19 protein-coding genes and 2 tRNA genes are annotated in these 19,717 nt (G+C 70.8%); 10 read left to right on the forward strand and 11 right to left on the reverse strand.

What is annotated here, in order from left to right; translation table 11 throughout:
• Nucleotides 1-26: 26 nt before the first annotated feature.
• From AC07EG_RS31180 to AC07EG_RS31195, 4 genes are all read left to right on the forward strand, one after another.
• Nucleotides 27-758: a GntR family transcriptional regulator gene (locus AC07EG_RS31180; protein WP_478256805.1), complete on the forward strand. Its 732-nt coding sequence runs from the start codon at nucleotides 27-29 to the stop codon at nucleotides 756-758.
• A 118-nt stretch (nucleotides 759-876) separates the two neighbouring features.
• Entirely contained in the window at nucleotides 877-1,851 is a 975-nt protein-coding gene (locus AC07EG_RS31185; protein ID WP_478256806.1) for a M14 family zinc carboxypeptidase, read from the forward strand.
• Between the two features lie 88 nt (nucleotides 1,852-1,939).
• Nucleotides 1,940-2,782, forward strand: coding sequence for a hypothetical protein (locus tag AC07EG_RS31190; RefSeq protein ID WP_478256807.1), 843 nt, complete (start codon nucleotides 1,940-1,942; stop codon nucleotides 2,780-2,782).
• A gap of 28 nt (nucleotides 2,783-2,810) precedes the next feature.
• A complete protein-coding gene (locus tag AC07EG_RS31195; RefSeq protein ID WP_478256808.1) occupies nucleotides 2,811-3,884 on the forward strand; it encodes an aminotransferase class I/II-fold pyridoxal phosphate-dependent enzyme in 1,074 nt (357 codons plus the stop codon).
• On the opposite strand, the gene AC07EG_RS31200 is transcribed toward AC07EG_RS31195, so the two are convergent.
• The 9 genes from AC07EG_RS31200 to AC07EG_RS31240 form a co-directional block, all read right to left on the reverse strand.
• On the reverse strand, nucleotides 3,879-5,393 hold the full coding sequence (locus AC07EG_RS31200) for an SWIM zinc finger family protein (RefSeq protein WP_478256809.1): 1,515 nt from the start codon (nucleotides 5,391-5,393) through the stop codon (nucleotides 3,879-3,881). The genes AC07EG_RS31195 and AC07EG_RS31200 overlap by 6 nt on opposite strands.
• Before the next feature lie 48 nt (nucleotides 5,394-5,441).
• A complete protein-coding gene (locus AC07EG_RS31205) occupies nucleotides 5,442-6,722 on the reverse strand; it encodes a restriction endonuclease (protein ID WP_478256810.1) in 1,281 nt (426 codons plus the stop codon).
• Between the two features lie 145 nt (nucleotides 6,723-6,867).
• Nucleotides 6,868-6,940: transfer RNA gene (locus tag AC07EG_RS31210), tRNA-Arg, on the reverse strand.
• Nucleotides 6,941-6,999: 59 nt separating this feature from the next.
• Nucleotides 7,000-7,089: transfer RNA gene (locus AC07EG_RS31215), tRNA-Ser, on the reverse strand.
• Nucleotides 7,090-7,174: 85 nt separating this feature from the next.
• Nucleotides 7,175-9,136 carry an acetoacetate--CoA ligase gene (locus tag AC07EG_RS31220; RefSeq protein ID WP_478256811.1) on the reverse strand — a complete coding sequence of 654 codons (1,962 nt, stop codon included), beginning with the start codon at nucleotides 9,134-9,136 and terminating at the stop codon, nucleotides 7,175-7,177.
• Between the two features lie 10 nt (nucleotides 9,137-9,146).
• Nucleotides 9,147-9,944 (reverse strand): ESX secretion-associated protein EspG, encoded by a 798-nt coding sequence (locus AC07EG_RS31225; RefSeq protein WP_478256812.1) that lies wholly within the window; start codon nucleotides 9,942-9,944, stop codon nucleotides 9,147-9,149.
• Nucleotides 9,916-10,974 carry a WXG100 family type VII secretion target gene (locus tag AC07EG_RS31230; RefSeq protein ID WP_478256813.1) on the reverse strand — a complete coding sequence of 353 codons (1,059 nt, stop codon included), beginning with the start codon at nucleotides 10,972-10,974 and terminating at the stop codon, nucleotides 9,916-9,918. The genes AC07EG_RS31225 and AC07EG_RS31230 overlap by 29 nt, the downstream gene beginning before the upstream one ends.
• The gene (locus AC07EG_RS31235; RefSeq protein ID WP_478256814.1) at nucleotides 10,971-11,432 is read right to left on the reverse strand and encodes a hypothetical protein; all 462 of its coding nucleotides are present in this window, start codon (nucleotides 11,430-11,432) and stop codon (nucleotides 10,971-10,973) included. The genes AC07EG_RS31230 and AC07EG_RS31235 overlap by 4 nt, the downstream gene beginning before the upstream one ends.
• An 80-nt stretch (nucleotides 11,433-11,512) precedes the next feature.
• Entirely contained in the window at nucleotides 11,513-12,160 is a 648-nt protein-coding gene (locus tag AC07EG_RS31240; protein ID WP_478256815.1) for a dienelactone hydrolase family protein, read from the reverse strand.
• Nucleotides 12,161-12,264: 104 nt separating this feature from the next.
• Here AC07EG_RS31240 and hisC point away from each other — a divergent pair, with 104 nt between their 5' ends.
• Nucleotides 12,265-13,335 carry a histidinol-phosphate transaminase gene (gene hisC, locus AC07EG_RS31245; RefSeq protein WP_478256816.1) on the forward strand — a complete coding sequence of 357 codons (1,071 nt, stop codon included), beginning with the start codon at nucleotides 12,265-12,267 and terminating at the stop codon, nucleotides 13,333-13,335.
• Here the strand turns inward: hisC and AC07EG_RS31250 are convergent.
• A complete protein-coding gene (locus AC07EG_RS31250; RefSeq protein ID WP_478256817.1) occupies nucleotides 13,328-14,092 on the reverse strand; it encodes a sulfite exporter TauE/SafE family protein in 765 nt (254 codons plus the stop codon). The two genes, hisC and AC07EG_RS31250, sit on opposite strands and share 8 nt — an antisense overlap.
• A 131-nt stretch (nucleotides 14,093-14,223) precedes the next feature.
• On the opposite strand from AC07EG_RS31250, the gene AC07EG_RS31255 reads away from it, so the two are divergent.
• From AC07EG_RS31255 to ku, 5 genes are read left to right on the forward strand one after another with little or no spacing between them, the layout of a single operon-like run.
• The gene (locus tag AC07EG_RS31255) at nucleotides 14,224-14,697 is read left to right on the forward strand and encodes an ATP-binding protein (protein ID WP_478256818.1); all 474 of its coding nucleotides are present in this window, start codon (nucleotides 14,224-14,226) and stop codon (nucleotides 14,695-14,697) included.
• Nucleotides 14,698-14,753: 56 nt separating this feature from the next.
• Nucleotides 14,754-15,479, forward strand: a complete 726-nt coding sequence (locus AC07EG_RS31260) for a SigB/SigF/SigG family RNA polymerase sigma factor (protein WP_478256858.1) — start codon at nucleotides 14,754-14,756, stop codon at nucleotides 15,477-15,479.
• Nucleotides 15,480-15,531: 52 nt separating this feature from the next.
• A complete protein-coding gene (locus tag AC07EG_RS31265; protein ID WP_478256819.1) occupies nucleotides 15,532-16,350 on the forward strand; it encodes a class I SAM-dependent methyltransferase in 819 nt (272 codons plus the stop codon).
• 13 nt (nucleotides 16,351-16,363) lie between these two features.
• Entirely contained in the window at nucleotides 16,364-18,190 is a 1,827-nt protein-coding gene (ligD, locus tag AC07EG_RS31270; RefSeq protein ID WP_478256820.1) for a DNA ligase D, read from the forward strand.
• Nucleotides 18,191-18,200: 10 nt separating this feature from the next.
• Nucleotides 18,201-19,187 (forward strand): non-homologous end joining protein Ku, encoded by a 987-nt coding sequence (gene ku, locus AC07EG_RS31275; RefSeq protein ID WP_478256821.1) that lies wholly within the window; start codon nucleotides 18,201-18,203, stop codon nucleotides 19,185-19,187.
• A 4-nt stretch (nucleotides 19,188-19,191) separates the two neighbouring features.
• On the opposite strand, the gene AC07EG_RS31280 is transcribed toward ku, so the two are convergent.
• Nucleotides 19,192-19,689 carry an FBP domain-containing protein gene (locus AC07EG_RS31280; RefSeq protein ID WP_478256822.1) on the reverse strand — a complete coding sequence of 166 codons (498 nt, stop codon included), beginning with the start codon at nucleotides 19,687-19,689 and terminating at the stop codon, nucleotides 19,192-19,194.
• Nucleotides 19,690-19,717 lie beyond the last annotated feature (28 nt).

The following is a 19,717-nucleotide window of genomic DNA, read 5'->3' on the forward strand; positions in this document are numbered from 1 at the left end:
CCGCACCATGCTGAACCGGGACGTGCATGCCGGACACCGACGGAACTCCGAAGTACCACCAGATCGCCAACAGCATTCGCCGGCAGATCATCACCGGCGAGCTGAAACCTGGGGACAGCGTGCCGTCCGAGCGCCGGCTCGAAAAGGACTGGAACGTGGCCAGGCCGACGGCGGCGGACGCGCTGCGCTTGTTGCGGCACCAGGGATACGTGGAAAGCCGGCACGGCTCGGGCACCTACGTCCGCGCCGACCTGCCCGGCGGCCACGGCAGGCGGTTCGCCCAGGCGCGCACGATCGACAACAGCGGCGGCGGCGCGCTCGAGCTGCTGCTCGCCGAGGAAACCACGGTGCCATCGCACGTCGCGGACGCGTTCGGCCAGCACGCCGACATTCCCGCCGTCCGGCGGCAGGTGCTGGTCAGCGACGAGAACGGCGCCCCGTCGGAGTTGCGCACCTCGTGGTACGCCAAGGAACTGGCCCAGCGGGCACCACAACTGCTCGACCCGGCGAAGCCACCGGCGTCCATCGACGAGTACGTGACGGCGCAGACCGGGCGCAAACCCTCCTACGGTCGCGACCAGGTGTCCGCGCGGCTCGCCACGGCCGGGGAACGGAAACGACTGCACCTGCCGAGCCCGTCAGCCGTGCTGGAACAGCACCTGATCCTCTTCGACGCCGAAGGCCACGCGCTCCGCTTCGACGAGTCCGTCTTCCCCGCCGAAGTGTGGAAGCTGCTCTACCCCTACCCCCTTGATTAGTGGACTAGGCCACCTTACCCCACGACTGGCATAGTCCACAACCGGCAGTTGCCGATTCGGCACGCATCGCGATCACGGCCCTGTCGCACCGGCGCACGCGCTGGCAGACTCGACCGCCATGAAGCGCATCATCGGCGTTCTCGCCGCTCTCGTGCTCACCACCACGCTCGCCGCCCCGGCCGCGCAGGCCACCGGGCAAAAGCCCCCGAATCCCCGGCCCAGCACCGCGGAGCTCGCCTGGGAACTGCAGAAACTGCCCTGGCTGAGCCACGGCCGGGTGCGGGTCGGCAAGATCGGGAAGTCCAACGAAGGCCGCCCGGTCTGGCACGCCAGGGTCGGCACCGGCCCGCTGCGCATCCTCTACGTCACCCAGCAGCACGGCGACGAGCCGCTCGGCACCCCGGCCGCGCTGGAGTTCCTGCGGCAGGTCGGCACCGGCGGCGAAGGCTGGAAGCGCCGGCTGCGCGACCGGGTCACCGTGGACGTCGTGGTCCGCGCGAACCCGGACGGGCACGAACGCGACTGGCGCTTCAACTACGACCCCGGCGCCGATCCCGAGTACGGCGAAAAGGGCAAGGGCTACGACATCAACCGCTACCACGACCCCGCGGTGGCCCCGGCGGACAACCCGGCCACCGAGGCGGGCCTGGTCCAGCGGCACTTCGCGGCCTTCCGGCCGTCGATCGTGGTCGACTACCACATGCAGGGCCGCTACCGCGGTGACGACGGCCGCGAGATCACCGCGTCCGCGATGTGGCCGACCCACCCGGACGTGAAGCCCGCCGACGTCGACTTCGCCAAGCAGATCACCGTCGTGGCGCAGCGCGCGATGGACGCCGCCGGCGGCAACGTGTCGCAGTACCCGGGCGGCGACTACCAGGGCATCGCGCGCAACGGCTACGGCCTGCTCGGCGCCGGCAGCGTGCTGATCGAGCTGAGCGCGATGGGCCCCGAACACGAGCAGGCGCAGATCCGCTCGGCGCAGACGGCCATGCTGGCGATCGCCAGGAGCGCCGCGGACGGTTCACTGGCCGGCGTCGATCCGGCGGCCGCCGAGCAGATCCCACCGCGGGGTGCCCCGATCGGCGGCTGATTCAGCCTGGGCTGAAGAGGGCTGCGAGCCGCGAAAACCCCGGAGTACGGTCCCGCGTTACCAACTGACCAGAACTGGGGTGCATATCGTGATCAGTTTTCGCAGACTGGCTCCGGCGCTGGCCGGGGCCACCGTGGCCGCGGCTCTCTTCGCCCCGCCCGCCTCCGCGGCCGTCGACCTGCCGCCGGGCATGACGGCGAGCTACCTCGTGCTCGACCGGGCTTCCGGCCACACCGTCGCGCAGGACGAGCACGCGGGCTTCCGCTCGGCTTCGGTGGTCAAGCTGCTGATCGCCCTGGACTACCTGGAAACCCTCGGTGCGGGCAAGGAGGTCCCGCCCGCGGACGCGGCACTGCTGGAACCCATGCTGCGCAGCAGCGCGAACGACCCGGCGAGCGAACTGTGGGTGCGCGGCGGGAACGGCGCGGTCGTCGACCGCGTGGTCGCCAAGCTCGGGCTCACCGACACCGCTCCCCCGGCCGACCCCGGCATGTGGGGCTTCACCGCGACCAGCGCGGCGGACGTGGTCAAGGTGTACCAGTACATTCTGGACGGTGCCGATGCCGGGCACCGCGAGTTCATCATGGGGAACTTGCGTGCCGCCACCAAGTGTTCCGACGCCTGGGACCAGTCGTGGGGCATCCCCAGCGCGGTCTCCGAGCCCTGGGCGGTCAAGCAGGGCTGGTCCGCCTGGGGTGACGCGCCACCACCCGGTGAGGAGTGCAGCGCCGCACGCGGCGCGCCCGTCCCAGCCGGACCGTCCACTTCGGACGTCGACCTGACCAGCCCGCTGATGCACACCAGCGGCACGGTCGGCGGTGCGGACGAAAAGATCGTCGTGGTGTTGACCCTCCAGTCAGCCGGTACGCCGTTCCGGGACTCGGCCAACCGGATCACCGAACTCACCAGAACGGTCGTTTCGGCCGCCTGAGCCGGCCGGGGCGGGGTTATCGTGCGGTATGAGCCGTCCGCGGGCCGACTTCACGTCCTCGCTCTACCTCGGCATGCGGCACGCGAGCACGGAGCTGCCCGGCTGGTCGGCGCTGACCACCGGGCGGCCTGCCGCGCTGGGCCTGCCGCCGGTCGCCGAGGGCGTGGCGAAGGCGCTGGCGGAGCTGCAGGGCACCGAACGGGCGCTGCTCGCGCCGTCCACGCTGCACGCGTTCGCCGACTGCCTGGAGGTGTTCGGCGACGAGCACACCGGGGTCGTGCTGGACGCGGCGACCTACCCCATCGCCCGCTGGGCGGTCCGGCGGGCAGCCGGTGCGGGACGGCCGGTGCTGCGGATCCCCCACCAGGACCTCGGTTCGCTCGCCGGGGCGCTCGACCGGTTGCAGGCCAGGGGCTTGCGGCCGCTGGTGGTCGCCGACGGGGTGTGCGGTGGCTGCGGCAAGCCGTTCCCGCTGTCCGCCGCGGTCAGCAGGCTGCCCGCCCGCAACGGGTTGTTGCTGCTGGACGACAGCCAGTCACTCGGCTTGTTCGGCGACCGCCCCGGCCCCGGGCACCCGTTCGGCGACGGCGGTGGCGGTTCGCTGCGGCTGGCAGGCACCCGGGGTCCGGTGGTGCTGGTTTCCTCGCTGGCCAACGCCTTCGGCGCACCGATCGCCGCGGTGGCCGGGCCGGAGGTGCTGGTGGACCGGGTCCGCAGGCACGGCGGCAGCGCGCTGCACGCCAGTCCACCGTCCACTGTGGATATAGCGGCGGCGGCGCACGCGTTGCGGGTCAACCACACCGAGGGTAACGCCACCAGGGAACGGCTGGCGTCGCGGGTGCGCCAGCTGCGCCGCGCCTGCGGTGCGCAGGGGTTGCCGCTGTCCGGCGGGTTGTTCCCGGCGCAGGCGACCCCACCGGTCACCGTCGCGGTCGGCAGGCGGGTGCTCAAACGGCTGACCACGGGCGGCGTCGACGCGTTGCTGCGGCGGGACTGCCACGGGAACACCACGGTCACGCTCCTGGTGACCGCGACGCACACCGTCACCGAGGTGGCCGGAGCGGCGGCCGCGCTGAGCGCCGCCTGGAACGCCGAGTCATAGCCCGGCTTTGCGCAGTTCGTCGAGGAACGCGGGCCGGCGCTCGTTCTCCCGGCGCAGTTCGTCGACGTAGTCCTCGAATTCCTCGTGGCTTTCCAGGATCTCGTGCACGCGGCGGAGCTTCTTCAGCAGCACCACGGCTTGGCGGTAACCGTCGCGGCTGGCCTGCTTGACGCAGTCACCGGCGAGCAGGCGGTACACGCCGGCCACCTCGGCGGGCCGGAACTCGGCGACCTGGTCGGCCACCCGCAACCACGCCGACTGCGAACACCCGAATTCGGCGGCGGCGTCCCACGCCTGGGCCGCCTCACCTTCGGAGAGGAGGACGTCGATCAGTTCGTCGGCCTGGCGCTCACGCGCGGACGCCCGGAGCACGCGCAGCACGCGCTTGCGGGGTCCGGGCCAGGTGCCGAGGCGTTCGCAGAGCTGTTTGAGCTGGTCGTAGGCGTGCTTGGTGGGCGAGCGCCAGAGCAGGCGCTCCAGCACGGCCGACGCCTGCTCGGGGCGATCGGCTTCGAGGTGCACGGAGACCAGGAACTCGGCCAGGTCACCGCAGCGGGTGGCGGGCAGCTCGGTCATGCTCTGCTCGGCGCGCTCGATCGCCTCGTCGACGCGACCGGCGTCGTAGAGCGCCTTGGCGATCCGGACGTGGTCCACTCGGGGGTCCTCGGCCAGCAAGCTCACCAGCTCGTCGACGTCCCCGAGCGCCTCGACGGCCTGCTCGCGCAACTTCCGCTCGTCACCGGCGAGGTCCACGAGGTGCCGGAGACCGTCCTCCTGGAGCGCCTCGGCGAACGGCCGCACCTCCAGCCAGCCGGGCAGCCGCTTCTCGAACTCGGCGATCCAGGTGGCCAGCTCCCCGGGCTCGGGGCGGTGCACCGCACAGGCACGCGCGTACAACGCGATGGCGCGGAGCAGGTGCGCGGCCGCGGCCCCGGAGTCATCATCGATCTCCGGCGCGACGCCCGCCATGAGCTCGACGGCCCGGCGGATCAGGTCCCGGTTGCCGGCGAGGTCCTCTTCGAGCAGGTCGAGCAGGTCGCGGGCGTCCTCGAGGAACACCTGCTCCTGCTCGAGGGCGTCCACCCGCCCGCCCAGCGTCCCGGCCTGCTTGGCCGTCGCCCGCAAGGACAACCGCCGCAGCAGGGAGGCGTCGCGGGCCGCTTCGGTGAGGACGAGTTCCCGCAGCTCGTCGTGGGTGAGCTCACCGAGGTACTTGCGCACGAGCTTCTGGTCACCCACCGGCTTGACCCCCCGCAACCACGCGAGCCCGACGGCCACCGCGTGCTTGCAGACCGCCCCGTCAGCCGCGAACGGACACGTGCAGCGAGCCTCGATCGCCCCACCGCGATCCTTCAACCCCACCCGATACGGCTCCGACCCGACGACCACCGCCGTGACCCCGTCCACCAGGCCGCCGAGGTCCTCCACCTTCCCCACCATGCCGCGACCCCGCTGGAACACCGCGTTACCGGCGATGGCGCGCAGCTCGTCCTCACTGAACCAAGTCACGCCCACCATTGAACCAAGCCCGTCGACGTCGGTGAGGTCAGTTGCGGTTCAACTCAGCAGTATTTCTTCCGGCCGACGGTGCACCACTTCGGCCGACGACTGCCCGATCAGCTTCTCCACGCACGCGTCGAGGTCACCCGCGTGACTTTCGTTGCTGAGCTGTCGGATCTGTTCGGCCAGCATGCGCCCGTGGATGAGGATGATCGGATACCGGTCCTCCGCTATTTCCAGCTGTGCGGCCTTGCTGAAGACGCCGGTGGTCACGTAGACCCCGATCCAACCGCGCTGGAGCCTGGCCACCACACGAGCCACTTGCTCGGCACTGATGTTCGTGCCGGGCGCCACGCACTTCGCCTGTCCCAGCACGACGATCTTGGTGACCGCGGACCCGGTGCCGACGTCGAGCCGACCGACGAAGTCGGTGCCACCGTCCTGCGAGGGGCGAGTGAGCCAGCCCTCGTGGTAATCCGCCCCGCTATTGCGGATGACTCGTGCTGCGACCGCCGCAGCCAGGCTCTCGAATTCGACCTTGTTCTTGTCGAATCGACGATAGATGCGTTCGAGGTCCTTCTGTTCCGTAGAGTCCACCTGCGGCCGTTGCTCTTCGGAGCTTTGCAGCGAAGCCCGCGCCACCCGACGACGGAGTCGTGGCAATGCCGCCGTTCCCTCGGCAATCCACCTCCGCCAGGACGCCGGTGCTCGGAGCAGGGTTTTCTCCACGGTGAGAGTCTCATTCCGCCGATCGTTCACCCACGCCCAGTCGACTCGATCGTCCTCTGGCGTGAGATCGAGCAACGCGATGTCGAAGACGTAGTTGACAAAAGTGGAAGACCCGGCCCGCGCCCATTGAACGACGCGTTCGGCACGTTCGACGATGCCGAAACCGCAGAATTCGGCGTACCCCTTGACCTGCTTGTTCCGCCGGACCGAGCGAAAAACGAACAGCGGCACGGCCTGCATCCGCAACTCCGGTGTCGGCGCCTGATGGGCCGAGAACGCTTGCAGCAGCGCCTTGTTGCCGAGTGTCTCACCCACCTTCTCCGGCGTATTCACCTTGTGATCGCCGAAGTACCGGACGTGCCCACCGTTCAGGTCGAAGAAGTCGTGCCATGGAGTCTGTTCCGACCCCGCCTTCCAGGGGCTCGAGCGAATGAGGATCGCCGGGCGACGGTTGCCATCCACTGCCCGTACCTCGGCGGGTACATCGATCCCGCGTTCGAGCTGGACCCGAGGCATTCCCGGCGCCGATGCCCGAGTGAGGTTGAAGAAGTTGCGGTATCCGTCGATGTACCGCGGGTCTGGATTCTTGTCGGCTTTGTAGCGGAGCACCTCTCCGACCCGTACGAGTGACCCCATGGGATGACTCTCCCACGAAAGAGTAGCCGCAGCTCACTCGGAGTGGAGCCGGGCATCGAGGCAGACAAAGAAAAGAGCCCCCTGTTGCCAGGGGGCTCTTCGCTGTCTCAACCAGACGCGCGCCCGAAGGGATTCGAACCCCTAACCTTCTGATCCGTAGTCAGATGCTCTATCCGTTGAGCTACGGGCGCTCGTGTTCAGTTGTGCCGGTCGGACGACCGGGTGTGGGGCTCGGCGGGCCGAGCTCCAGCGGAGGCTCCGGGATTTGAACCCGGGAGGGGGGGTTACCCCCAACCGCATTAGCAGTGCGGCGCCATAGACCAGACTAGGCGAAGCCTCCCAGGTCGAACGACCACTGCTCGTAAAGATTACACACCGCCCCCCGGCCGCGTGAAGGCACCCCCCGAACGGAGCAAAACCGCTGGTCAGCGGGCCGCCAGGGACACGAACGGGGTCAGGGCGTCCGGGTTCAGCAACGCGTCCCGGCTGACGGCTCGGTCCGGGGCCACGCCCGCCAGGATCTTCTTCACCGGGACCTCGCACTTCTTGCCGTTCAGGGTGCGCGGGACCTCCGTGACGACGACGAAGCGGTCCGGCACGTGACGCGGGGACAGCGCGCTGCGCAGCTCCTTGCGCAGCGCCGGCTCGATGTCGGCCAGCGAAGTTCCCTCGGCCAGCACCAGGAAGCACAGCAGCTCGCCTTCGGTGCCGGCCGCGGAGGTGTCGATCACCAGGGAGTCCGCGACCTGCTCGTGGTTCTCCACCACGCGGTAGAACTCGGCCGTGCCCATGCGGACGCCGCCGCGGTTGAGGGTCGAGTCGCTGCGGCCGTAGATGACGGCGGAGCCGCGGGAAGTGATCTTGATCCAATCGCCGTGGCGCCAGACGCCCGGGTAGACGTCGAAGTACGCCTCGCGCAGGCGGGTGCCGTCGGGGTCGTTCCAGAAGAACACCGGCATGGACGGCATGGGCTTGGTGACCACCAGTTCGCCGACCTCGTCCACCACCGCGTTGCCGGCCTCGTCGTACGCCTGGACGGCGGCCCCCAGCGAACGGTTCGACAGCTCACCCAGCCACACCGGGGTGTCCGGTGACGCCCCGACGAACGCCGTGCACAGGTCCGTGCCGCCCGAGACCGAGCAGATCTGCACCTTCCGGCCCACCTCGTCGGCGATCCAGCGGAAGCCCTCCTGGCTCAGCGGCGCGCCGGTCGAGCCGAGCGCCCGCAACGCCGTCAGGTCGTAGTCCTTCGACGGGGTCACGTGCGCCTTCAGGCAGCTCTGGATGTACGGCGCCGACGTGCCGAAGTACGTCACGCGGTGCTGCTCGGCCAGCTGCCACAACGCGTTCAGGTCGGGGTAGCCGGGACTGCCGTCGAACAACACGACCGTCGAGCCGACCAGCAGGCCCGAGACCAGGAAGTTCCACATCATCCAGCCGGTGGTGGTGAACCAGAAGAACCGCTCACCCGGCCCCAGGTCGCTCTGCAGCGCCAGCGCCTTCAGGTGCTCCACCACGATGCCGCCGTGCCCGTGCACGATGCCCTTCGGCAACCCCGTCGTGCCCGACGAGTACAGCACCCACAGCGGGTGCGCGAACGGCACCGGCTCGTACGCCAGTTCGGCGCCCTCGTGCCGCTCCAGCAGGGTGTCCCAGTCGTGCGTGCCCGCCAGCGGACCGCCGGCGTAGTCGACCAGCACGGTCGCCTTCAGCGTCGGGATCCCGTCGCGCAGCTCGGTCACCGTGGGCCGGGTGTCGAACCACCGGCCGTTGTAGGCGTAGCCGTTCACCGCGATCAGCACCACCGGCTCGATCTGCGCGAACCGGTCCACGATCGCCCGCACGCCGAAGTCCGGCGAGCACGAGGACCACACCGCGCCGAGGCTGGCCGCGGCCAGGAAGGCGATCAGCGTCTGCGGGCAGTTCGGCGCCAGCGCGACCACCCGGTCGCCCCTGGTCACGCCCAGCTCCCGCAACGCCGCCCTGGCGGCGGCGACCTGGGCCCGCAGCGCGCCGTAGGTGAGCTGCGCCGACAGGCCGTCCTCGCGGTGGAAGACCAGCGCCAGCTCGTCGTCGCCCTTGGTCGCTCCCGCGACCCCGGGGCTCAGCGCGTGCTCGGCGTAGTTCAGCGTGCCGCCGTCGAACCAGCGCGCGGACGGCATCTCACCGGAGAGCACCTCGGCGGGCCGGTCGTGCCACACCACCCCGAGGTACTCCGCCGCGGCCGACCAGAAGGCGGCGGGGTCGTCGGTGGAGAACTCCCAGAGCGAGTGGTAGTCGTCCGTCGCGACACCGCGGTTTTCCCGCAGCCACCTGCGGAAGTCCTCGATCTTGGTGTCCCGGTGCGCATCCGGCCGCCACAGCACTTCAGGGGTGTCGCTGGTCATGCGGCGGAGCCTAGCGACCGACGAGCTCCCCGACCATGTCCTGAGCCCACACCCTCAGCCGGAGCGGGTCCACCGGCGTCGCGGTGAGCCAGCCGCCGCGGGTGCGCAGCGCGTACCGGCCTTCGTCGGTGTCCACCCAGTTGACCACGCTGCCCGCCCGCGACCAGCGTCCCGACCGGCCGCGCACGTCCGCGCCGAACTGCCCGCCGCCGGTGCGCTGGGTGAGCAACCGCAGCAGGACGCCCGCCTCACCACCACGCACGCCGCCGTCCTCGAGCCTGCCGAGGAAACCGGCCCGGCCGTCGCGTTCGCCTTCCGCGCAGGCGTCGTGGAAGTCCTCCACCCGCACGTTCGCCGGGCCGCCCGGTGCCGCGGGCAACGGCTCGAGCGCGTCGAGCATGGTCGCCACCAGCATCGGCTCCCGCACCGGGCCGACGCGGACCTCGTGGCCGACCACCTCGGCCGTCGCCGCGCCGAGACGACCGGCGGCCGAGAACGACCGGACCTCGCCCGTCGAACCGGCCAGGTCGAGGTCCAGCCGCAGGTCGCCCTCGCCGAGGATCTTCAGCAGCTGCACCAGATCCCGGGCCGGGTGGTCCAGGGTGCCGAGGTCGCGGGCGCTCAGCTGCGCGTCGGCCGCCTCGGTGTGCCACCGGCGCGCGGCGGCGGTCCGCCCGACGTGCCGGACGCCGAGCACGGACGGCGGCTCACCCAGCCCGAGCCGCGTCCACAGCAGGAAGAATTCGCCGGGGTACAAGCGGATCCAGCCGCTTTCCGGATCACGCACGGCGACGCGGCCCGTCTTCACCGAGCACCGGCGGCGCGACCTTCAGGTCGCTCGCGAAGATGTTGTCCTCCTCCTGGAGGTACCCCGGCAGCTTGTGCTCGAGGTCCTCCTGCCGCTGGCCGCCCGCCCCCATCGGCATCGCGCCCATCGGCATCCCGCCCGTGGCACCACCACCGCCGCCACGCGGTGTGGCCGCGGGGACGGCGCCGGGGCCGGGGGCACCCGGGCGGCTGCCCGCGCGCCCACCACCGGCGATCGGGTCCTGGATCGCCCCGCCGGCCTGGGCGCCGCCGCCACCGGCCACCGGCACCGGGGACGACGAGGATTCGCGGAAAGGGGTGTACCCGCCGCCGATGACGCCGTCCACCGGCGCGCTGCTGGCCCCGGTCGAATCGTCCGGGGGGTCGGGTGCCCGCTCCGGTGGGGCCTCCGGCTCGCGGTACGGGATGGTCTCGCCGGTCGGCGTGCTGAACTCCGGGACGGTGCCGTAGACCTCGTACGAGTCCTCCTGCAGCCGCTTCATCACGTCGGCGGCCTGCTGGTGCAGCTCGTCACCACCGCGACGGGCCACTTCGTCGTCGGCCACCAGCCGCGGGCCGTCGGCGAAGGACCTCGCCGCCGGGCCGTCCGGCCCGGCCGTCCGCGGCTCGGGCATGGTGTTCATCGCCACCCGCACGTTCTCCGCCTGCCGCGTCACGCAGCCGCAGACCTCGGTGGCCCGGTCGCCGGTCTCGTCGCACCAGGCGGCGAGCCGTTCGACGGTCTGCCTGGTCTTCTCGGCGGACGCGCCGGTCCAGCCCCGGCTCGCCTTCGCCATCGCGGCCCGCAGCTCCGCGCCGATCTCGGTCAGCCTGCTGCCGATGGTGGCCCAGGTCGCCGCGACGGTCTGCGCACCGGCCAGGTCCACGTCCCGGTGCACCATGGCGTAGAGGTCGGGGTGCTCGTAGGTCAGCCAGTCCACCGGGGTGCCGAGGTCACCGGCCACCGGCTCGGGCTCACGCGGGTAGGGCGGCGGGTACGGCAGGCATCTCGCCTCGTCGGGGCGGTTCACCGGCACCCACCGCCCTCGACCACCTCGTCCAGGCGCCGGCGGGCGTCGGCGAGCAGGTCCTGCGCCTCCGCGTCGGTGCTCTTGAAGTTCCTGCGCGCGGCCCGGACGGTGAGTTCGAGGTCGTTGAGCACGCCGGCGAAGTCCTGCAGCACCGGCGTCGCCGCCGAAGTGGCGGCTTCACGCAGGCGCTCGCCCATCGTGCGGCCGACGAAGTTGGCGCCGAGCCGCAGCGGGACGTCCAGCTCCTTCGAGTCCCCGATCAGCTGGCCGACCGTGGCCTCGAGTTCGGCGAGCGCGCCGAGCAGCTCCTCCGCTGCCTCGTCGCTCAGCTGCAGGCCGCCCTGCTTGGCCTCGTGCTTGACGTTCCGGACGTCCCCGGCGATCGGCGCGAGCGCACCGCCCGCCGCGGGCCCGAAGGACGGCGGCGGTGTGCTCGCCGGTTCGTTCACAGCAGCCATCACGAATCCCCACCCCTGCGTGACACTCGAAGCCGAACTGTACCGGCCTTGGACGCAGTGGCGTACCGCTTCGCTCCCGCTCAGCGCAGATGGGCGTCGAACCAGCTGAGCGTGCGCTGCCAGGCTTCGGCGGCGGCCCCGGGATCGGCGTCGAACCGGTGGTTGGCGCCCGGGTAGCGGACCACGTTCGTGGCCACCTTCGACGAGGCGGCGACCTCGCGGAGGCGCTCCACCTCGGCCACCCCGGTTTCGTCGCCGGAATCGCCGTAGATGCCCAGCCACGGGCTGGTCAGCTTGCCCGCGATGTCCACCAGCGCGGGCAGGTCGTTGGTCGAGGACTGGCCGCCGACGCTGACCGCCGCCCCCAGCTTCCGGCTGGCGGCCACCACCAGCGCCGCCGTGCCGCCGAGGTCGAAGCCCACCACGCCGAGCAGGTCGGCCTGCACCCCGCGGTCGAGCAGCCAGGCCAGGGTGATGTCGGTGGCGTCGAGCACGTCCTGCCCGGTCAGCTTCCCGTTCTGGCCCGCCGCCTCGTAGATGTGCGGGGCCACCGCCAGCCAGCCCTCTTCGGCGAGGCTCGCCACCAGGAAGCGCACGCCGTCGGTGACGCCGTCCGCTTCGTGCAGCACCACCAGGCCACCGCGGACCACGCCGTCCGGCTCGGCGAAGGTCAGGCGGAGCACTCGGCCGTCGGCGTGCCGGTAGTCGTCGGTGTGGGTTTGCGTCATGCGCCTACTCAACCACTGATGGGTGAACTCGAGTCAACCTCAACCGGCGCGTCCACCCGGGTTAACGTGGCAGCAGTCGACCAAGTGACCCACGAGGAGCCTCGATGTCCACTCCGTCCGTCGTGCCGACCCGCGCCGGTCTCGAGTCGCTGCCCAAGTACGTGCCCGGCCGCTCGCTGCCGGGGGCGATCAAGCTCGCCAGCAACGAGGTGCCCGCCGGTCCGCTGCCGAGCGTGGCCTCGGCCATCGCGGCTTCGGCTGCCGACATCAACCGGTACCCGGACATGGGCGCGTGGGCGCTGGTCGACCGGATCGCCACCCGGTTCGGCGTGCCGAAGGAGCGGGTCGCGGTCGGCTGCGGTTCGGTCGCCCTGTGCCAGCAGCTGATCCAGGCGCTGTGCGAACCGGGTGACGAGGTGATGTTCGCCTGGCGGTCGTTCGAGGCCTACCCGATCCTCACCCAGATCGTCGGGGCCACCGCGGTCACCCTGCCGCTGGACGCCGGGCACACCCACGACCTGGACGCCATGCTCGCCGCGATCACGCCGAAGACCCGGCTGGTGTTCGTGTGCAACCCGAACAACCCCACCGGCACCTCGGTCCGGCGCGCCCAGCTGGAGCGCTTCCTCGACGCGGTGCCGCCGCACGTGCTGGTGGTGCTGGACGAGGCGTACCGCGAGTTCGTCACCGACCCGGAGGTGCCGGACGGGCTGGAGCTGGCCGCGAGCCGCGGGAACGTGGCCGTGCTGCGGACCTTCTCCAAGGCGTACGGGCTGGCCGGGCTGCGGGTCGGCTACGCGGTGGCGCCGGAGCAGGTGACCGCCGCGCTGCGCCAGGTCTACCTGCCGTTCAGCGTGAACTCGCTGGCCCAGACGGCCGCGATCGCCTCGCTCGACGCCGAGGCGGAACTGCTGGCGCGCTGCACGGAGATCGTCGCCGAGCGCTCGCGGGTGCGGGACGCGCTGCTGGAAGCCGGTTACCAGGTGCCGGAGACGCAGGCGAACTTCGTCTGGCTGCCGCTGGGCGAGAAGACCATGGAGTTCGCCGAGCACGCGCTGGCGAACAAGGTGATCGTGCGCCCGTTCGACGGCGACGGCGCCAGGGTGACCATCGGCAGCCCGGAGGAGAACGAGGTGTTCCTGGCCGCCGCCCGGTCGTTCCCGGCGCTCACCTGAGCACCAGCTGGACGATGGCGGCCAGGCCGACCACCACGATCACCGAGCGCAGCACCACCGGGGAGAGCTTGCGCCCGATCTTCGCGCCGAGCAGGCCGCCGAGCACCGAGCCGGCGGCCAGCAGGCCGACCACCGCCCAGTCCACCGGGGCGACGAAGGCGTAGATGGTGCCCGCCACCACGTTCACCACGGCGGAGAGCACGTTCTTGATGCCGTTGATGCGCTGCACCGGATCGGACAGCAGCATGCCCATGCAGGCCACCATCATGATGCCCTGCGCGGCGGTGAAGTAACCGCCGTAGATGCCGACGAGGAAGAGCAGGAAGAGCAGGAGCGGGCCGTACCGCCGCTCCGGCTTCTCCTTGCGCTCCCGTCGCGCGGCCACCCAGCCGCCCACCTTGGGCTGGATGATCACCAGCACCACGGCCAGCCCGACCAGCACCGGCACCACGGTCTCGAAGGCGTCCTTGGGCAGCGCGAGCAGCAGCAGCGCCCCGCCGACCGCGCCGAGGAAGGAGGCGACGCCGTAGACGGCCAGCCGCCTGCCCTGGCCGCGCAGTTCGTGCCGGTAGCCCCAGGCACCGCTGATGGTGCCGGGCGCCAGCCCGATCGCGTTGGAGGTCGTCGCGGTCACCGGCGGGTACCCGAAGGCGACCAGCACCGGGAAGGTGACCAGGGTGCCCGAGCCGACGACCGCGTTGATGGTGCCCGCCCAGACCCCCGCGAGAGCGATCAGAATCGCGTGCCACCACGTCACTGGGTCATCACAACCGGCACCCTAAGCACGGCGCCCGCCCAGCGCGCACCGGGTGTGTCCCGCTAGACAACGTGACGCCCGTCCCAGGAGGATTCGGACCGGGTTTCGGGTTTTTCCCCGCGGGGTAGAAAATGCTTCGCGACAACGGGTCGACTGACGAGGTGGACGTGACGAACGGCAAGCAGCCCGCACTGGACGAGATCGGCCCCCTGGACGACATAGAGGTGAGGCTGGGAGCGGATCTGGCACACCTGCCGATCATCCGCGCCCTGGTCTCCAACCTGGCCGTCCGCGCGGACTTCGACCTGGACACCATCGCCGACCTGCGGCTGGCGATCGACGAAGCCTGCTCGACGCTGATCACCCGCGCGCGCTCGGGCAGCCTGCTGACCTGCCGGTTCGTCCTGGAGGACGGCCAGCTGCGGTTCCGCGGCACGGTGCCGTCCACCGATGCGGAGGCGCCGAGCACCGGTTCGTTCGGCTGGCGGGTGCTGACCACCCTGGCCGATTCGGCGGCCAGCTGGGTCGACGGGTCCGCCGGTGGTGAGCAGGAGGTCCACATCGAACTCGCCAAGCGTCGCGCCGACGTGCGGCCGGGCGCGTGACGGCGGTCCAGCCGGACAGCAACGGGTACGAGCACCTGGCCCCGCTGTTCGGTGAGATGGCCGCGCTCCCCAAGGAGGATCCGCGGCGCAGTGAGGTGCGCGACAAACTGGTGACCGGCTACCTGCCGCTGGCCGAGCACATCGCCCAGCGCTTCGCCGGGCGCGGGGTGGCCAAGGAGGACCTGGTCCAGGTGGCCAGGGTCGGGCTGATCAACGCGGTGGACCGGTTCGACGCCGAACGCGGCTTCGACTTCCTCTCCTTCGCCGTGCCGACGGTGATGGGCGAGGTGCGGCGGCACTTCCGCGACACCGGCTGGGTGATCAGGGTGCCGCGCCGGCTCAAGGAGCTGCACCTGACCATCAGCAACGCCAGCACCGAGCTGGCGCAGCGGCTGGGCCGGGCGCCGACGCCGAGCGAGCTGGCCGCGCACCTCGGCATCGACAAGGACGAGGTGTACGAGGGCCTGGAGGCGGGCAACGCCTACCACTCGATGTCGCTGGACGAGGTGCTCTCCGGGGACACCGACAACGTCTCGCTCGGCGACACGCTCGGTGAGGAGGACAGCGCGCTCGCGGACGTGGAGAACCACGAGATGCTCCAGCCGCTGATCCGCGGCCTGCCCGAGCGCGAGCGGAAGATCCTGGCGCTGCGGTTCGTGCACAACCTGACGCAGACGCAGATCGCCGAGAAGATCGGCGTCTCGCAGATGCACGTGTCGCGGTTGCTGGCGCGGACGCTCACCCAGCTGCGGGAAGGGCTCAGCCGCCGGCCCGGCGAATGAGAGTACACTTCATTCACAAACTTGTGAAAGTTTATGAATGGGGGAACTCGACATGACCCGAGTGCAGCTCAGCGGCACCAAGGAGACGATGCTGGCCACGCTCTGGGGGCGGGCGCTGGACAGCCGGTCGGCGCGGCCGATCCTCGGCGACACCGCCGCGGCCGAGGCCGTCGGCAGGCTGGACTACGACTTCGGCAAGCTGATGAAGCCGAGCATGGCGCTGAGCGTGGCGCTGCGGGCGAAGGCGGTGGACACCTGGGCGCGGGCCGCACTGGCCGCGCACCCGGGTGCCACCGTGCTGCACCTCGGCTGCGGACTGGACACCCGGGTGTTCCGGCTCGGCCCGCCGCCGGAGTCGCGGTGGTTCGACGTGGACTTCCCGGAGATCGCCGAACTGCGGCACCAGCTGTGGCCCGAACTCGACGAGCGCGAGGGCTACCGGGTGCTCGCCTCCTCGGTGACGGACTGGGCGTGGCTGGAGGAGGTGCCCGCCGACCGGCCCGTGGTGGTCGTCGCCGAGGGGCTGACGATGTACCTGCGGGAGGCCGAGGTCGCCGGGTTGATCCGGCGCATCGTCGAGCGCTTCCCGTCCGGCGAGTTCGTCTTCGACCTGTTCAGCAGGCTGGGCATCAAGGCGCAGAAGCTGAACCCCGTGGTGCGCAAGAGCGGTTCGACGCTGCACTGGGGCCTGGACGACTCGCGCGAGCTGCGGGAGTACGGCCTGGAGGTGGTCGACGAACACAACGCCACGGAGTTCGCGGCCGAAGAGGACCTGCCGAAGCTGGGCGTGGTGCCCCGGTGGCAGCTCAAGGCGTTGCGGTGGTTCCCGCCGGTGAACAGGATGGGGCGCATAGTCCGCTGCCGGTTCTAGGAGGGGTGCGCCGATGAAGGTCCAGCGCGAGCCGATGCTGGCCACGCTGTCCGACCGCCCGTTCACCGATCCGAACTGGGTCTTCGAGCGGAAGCTGGACGGCGTGCGGGCGCTGATCGTCCGGGAGGGCGGTGGTGAACCCCAGCTGTGGTCCCGCAACCAGAAGCTGATGAACGGCGCCTACCCCGAACTGGTCGAAGCGCTGGCCACCCAGGGCGGCCCGGACTTCGTCGTCGACGGCGAGGTGGTCGCCTTCGACGAACGGAACCGCACCAGCTTCGCCCGGCTCCAGCACCGGATGCACCTGCGGGACCCCCGTGCGTCGGTGGCCACCGGCATCGAGGTGTACCTGTACCTGTTCGACCTGCTGGCCTTCGGCGGCATGGAGGCGACCAGCCTGCCGCTGCGCCAGCGCAAGCAGCTGCTCGCGGACGCCTTCGACTTCGAGGACCCGCTGCGGTTGTCCGAGCACCGCGAGACCGAGGGCGAGAAGTTCCTGGCCGAAGCCCGGGACGAAGGCTGGGAGGGGCTGATCGCCAAACGGGGTGACGCGCCCTACCGCCCCGGCCGGTCCTCCGACTGGCTGAAGCTGAAGTGCGTGCGCGAGCAGGAGGTGGTGATCGGCGGGTACACCGAGCCGACCGGGTCACGGGCGGGGTTCGGCGCGCTGCTGGCTGGGTACTACGAGGGCGAAGTGCTCCGGTACGCCGGCAAGATCGGCACCGGCTTCGACCAGCGGACGCTGCGCGAGCTGCACGGGCGGTTGCGTGAACTGTCCAGGAAGGACTCGCCGTTCACCGGCGAGGTGCCCGAGCGGCGGCCGCACTGGGTGGAGCCGGAGCTGGTGGTGCAGGCGGGGTTCGCCGAGTGGACCTCCGACGGCCGCCTGCGGCACGCCAGGTACCTGGGGCTGCGGACGGACAAGGCGCCGAGGGAGGTGGTGAGCGAGGTGCCCGCCCTCGAGGTGCAGACCACGCGGCTGGACAAGGTGTACTACCCGGCCGACGGGGTGACCAAGGGCGAGGTGATCGAGCACTACCGCGCGGTGGCGGAGGTGATGCTGCCGCACCTGCGCGGGCGGCCGCTGACCATGCGCCGCTACCCGCACGGCGTCGGCGGGGAGAACTGGTTCCAGAAGGAAGCGCCGTCGCACTGGCCGGACTGGATGCGCACGGAGGACGTGCCGCAGCACGACGGCCGCGACACCACCCGGCACGTGCTGGCCGAGAGCCCGGAAACCCTGGTCTACCTGGCGAACCAGGCGGCGCTGGAGTTCCACATCTGGACCTCGGTGTGGGACGCGCTGGACCACCCCGACCTGGTGGTGATCGACATCGACCCGCCGCACGGCACCGCGGTCGACTCGCTGCGGGAAGTCGCGCGGGCGGTTCGAGAGCTGTACAAGGCGGTCGGGCTGACCGCGTACGTGCAGGCCACCGGTGGCCGCGGGTACCACGTGGTGGCCCCGCTGGACAAATCGAGTCCACACGAGACGGTGGTGGCCTTCGCCAGGGAGGCCGCCGGCTTCCTGGCCTCGAAGGCCCCTGGCATGCTGACCACGGAGTTCCGGAAGAACAAGCGCGGCAAGCGCATCTTCCTCGACACCGCCCGCAACGGCTACGCGCAGACCTTCGTCGCGCCGTATTCGCTGCGCGGGCGGGCGGGCGCCAGGGTGGCCACCCCGCTGGACTGGGACGAGCTGGGGCGCACCGAACCGGACGCCTACGACATCCCCGAGTTGCGCCGGCGCCTGGCGCAGAAGGACGATCCCTGGCAGGACATGCACGAGCACGCGGGCTCGGCCGAAGCGGCCAGGGCGCAGCTCGCCGAGTTCGGGTAGGAGGCTCGACATGGCACGACCGATCTGGTCCGGTGCGGTGAACTTCGGCCTGGTCACGGTGCCGGTGGAGCTGTACAGCGCGACCGAGGACCACACCGTGCACTTCCGGCAGTTCCAGCGCGGCACCTCGGACCGGATCCGGTACCGCCGGGTGAACGAGCGGACCGGCAAGGAGGTCGAGTTCAACGACATCGTCAAGGGCTACGAACTCGACGACGGTGACTACGTGCTGATCGAGCCGGAGGAACTCGACGAGATCGCGCCGGGGCGGTCGCGGGCGCTCGACATCGAGGCCTTCGTGGACCTCGACGAGATCGATCCGACGTACTTCCAGAAGACGTACTGGCTGACGCCGTCGAAGGAGGAGTTCGAGCGGGCGTACACGCTGCTGCTGGCCGCCATGGACAAGACGAACAAGGCGGCGATCTCGAAGTTCGTCATGCGGGGCAAGGAGTACCTCGCCGCGCTGCGGGCGGGTGACGGGGTGCTGGTGCTGAACACGCTGCACTTCCCGGAGGACCTGCGCGACCCGGCCGAGGAGTTGCGGAAGCTGCCTGCCAAGGCCAAGCCGAGGGGCAAGGAACTGGACATGGCCGTGGCGCTGGTGGAGTCGATGGCCGAGCCGTGGCAGCCGGAAAACTACCACGACACCTACACCGAGCGCGTGGAAAAACTGGTGCAGGACAAGAAGGCCGGGCGCACGGTCACCCCGGAGGACGAACCCGCCCAGGCCACCCAGGTGGTGGACCTGTTCGAGGCGCTGGCGAGGAGCGTGAAGGGCCGCAAGTCCGGCGGCGGCGCGGCCAAAGCGCCCAAACCGGCCAAGGAGACCAAGGAGGCCAGGGAGGCCAGGGAGGCCAAGGAGGACCTGTCCTCGCTGAGCAAGGCGGACCTGGACAAGATGGCCCGCGAGCTGGACATCAAGGGCCGGTCGAAGATGACCAGGGCGGAGCTGGAGAAGGCGGTGCAGAAGTCCTCGCGGAAGAAGGCTTCCTGAGGCGTCAGCGGGTTTCCAGCACCTGCCCGACGAACCGGTCCAGTTTGGTCCGCATCCGGGCGATCCGCTCGTCCAGCGTGACGGTCTCCCTCGGCTGCGGGGTGTCCGGCTTGAGCTTGCCGCGGAGGTAGTCGCAGCACCGCAGGTTCGCGCAGACGTAGAGGCCGAGGGTGTTGCCGTCCTTTCCGGACTGCCCCGCCCGGCGCGCGGAGAACAGCGCCACGTCGGCCACCCCGTGCGTGGTGGTGCACAGACCGCACATGTTGCTGCGCAACCGGCTCTTCGGCGGGTCCGTGGCCCGCAGCGACAGCCCCACCACCGCGTCCCCGTACCGGGTCACCAGGTACGCCCTGGCCACCGCCCGGGGATCCCGCCAGGCCAGGAAGTCCAGGTCGGACCAGCGGATCACGTCGGTTCGGGCGGGCAGCGTCAGGCCCTTCGCCTCGCCCTTCGAGCAGTTGACGAACGATGCCCTGATCTCGGCTTCGGTGAGCGGTTCCACGATCGGCCAGGCTAATTCGGCCAGCGAG

This window comes from Amycolatopsis sp. NPDC045836, from assembly GCF_056431745.1.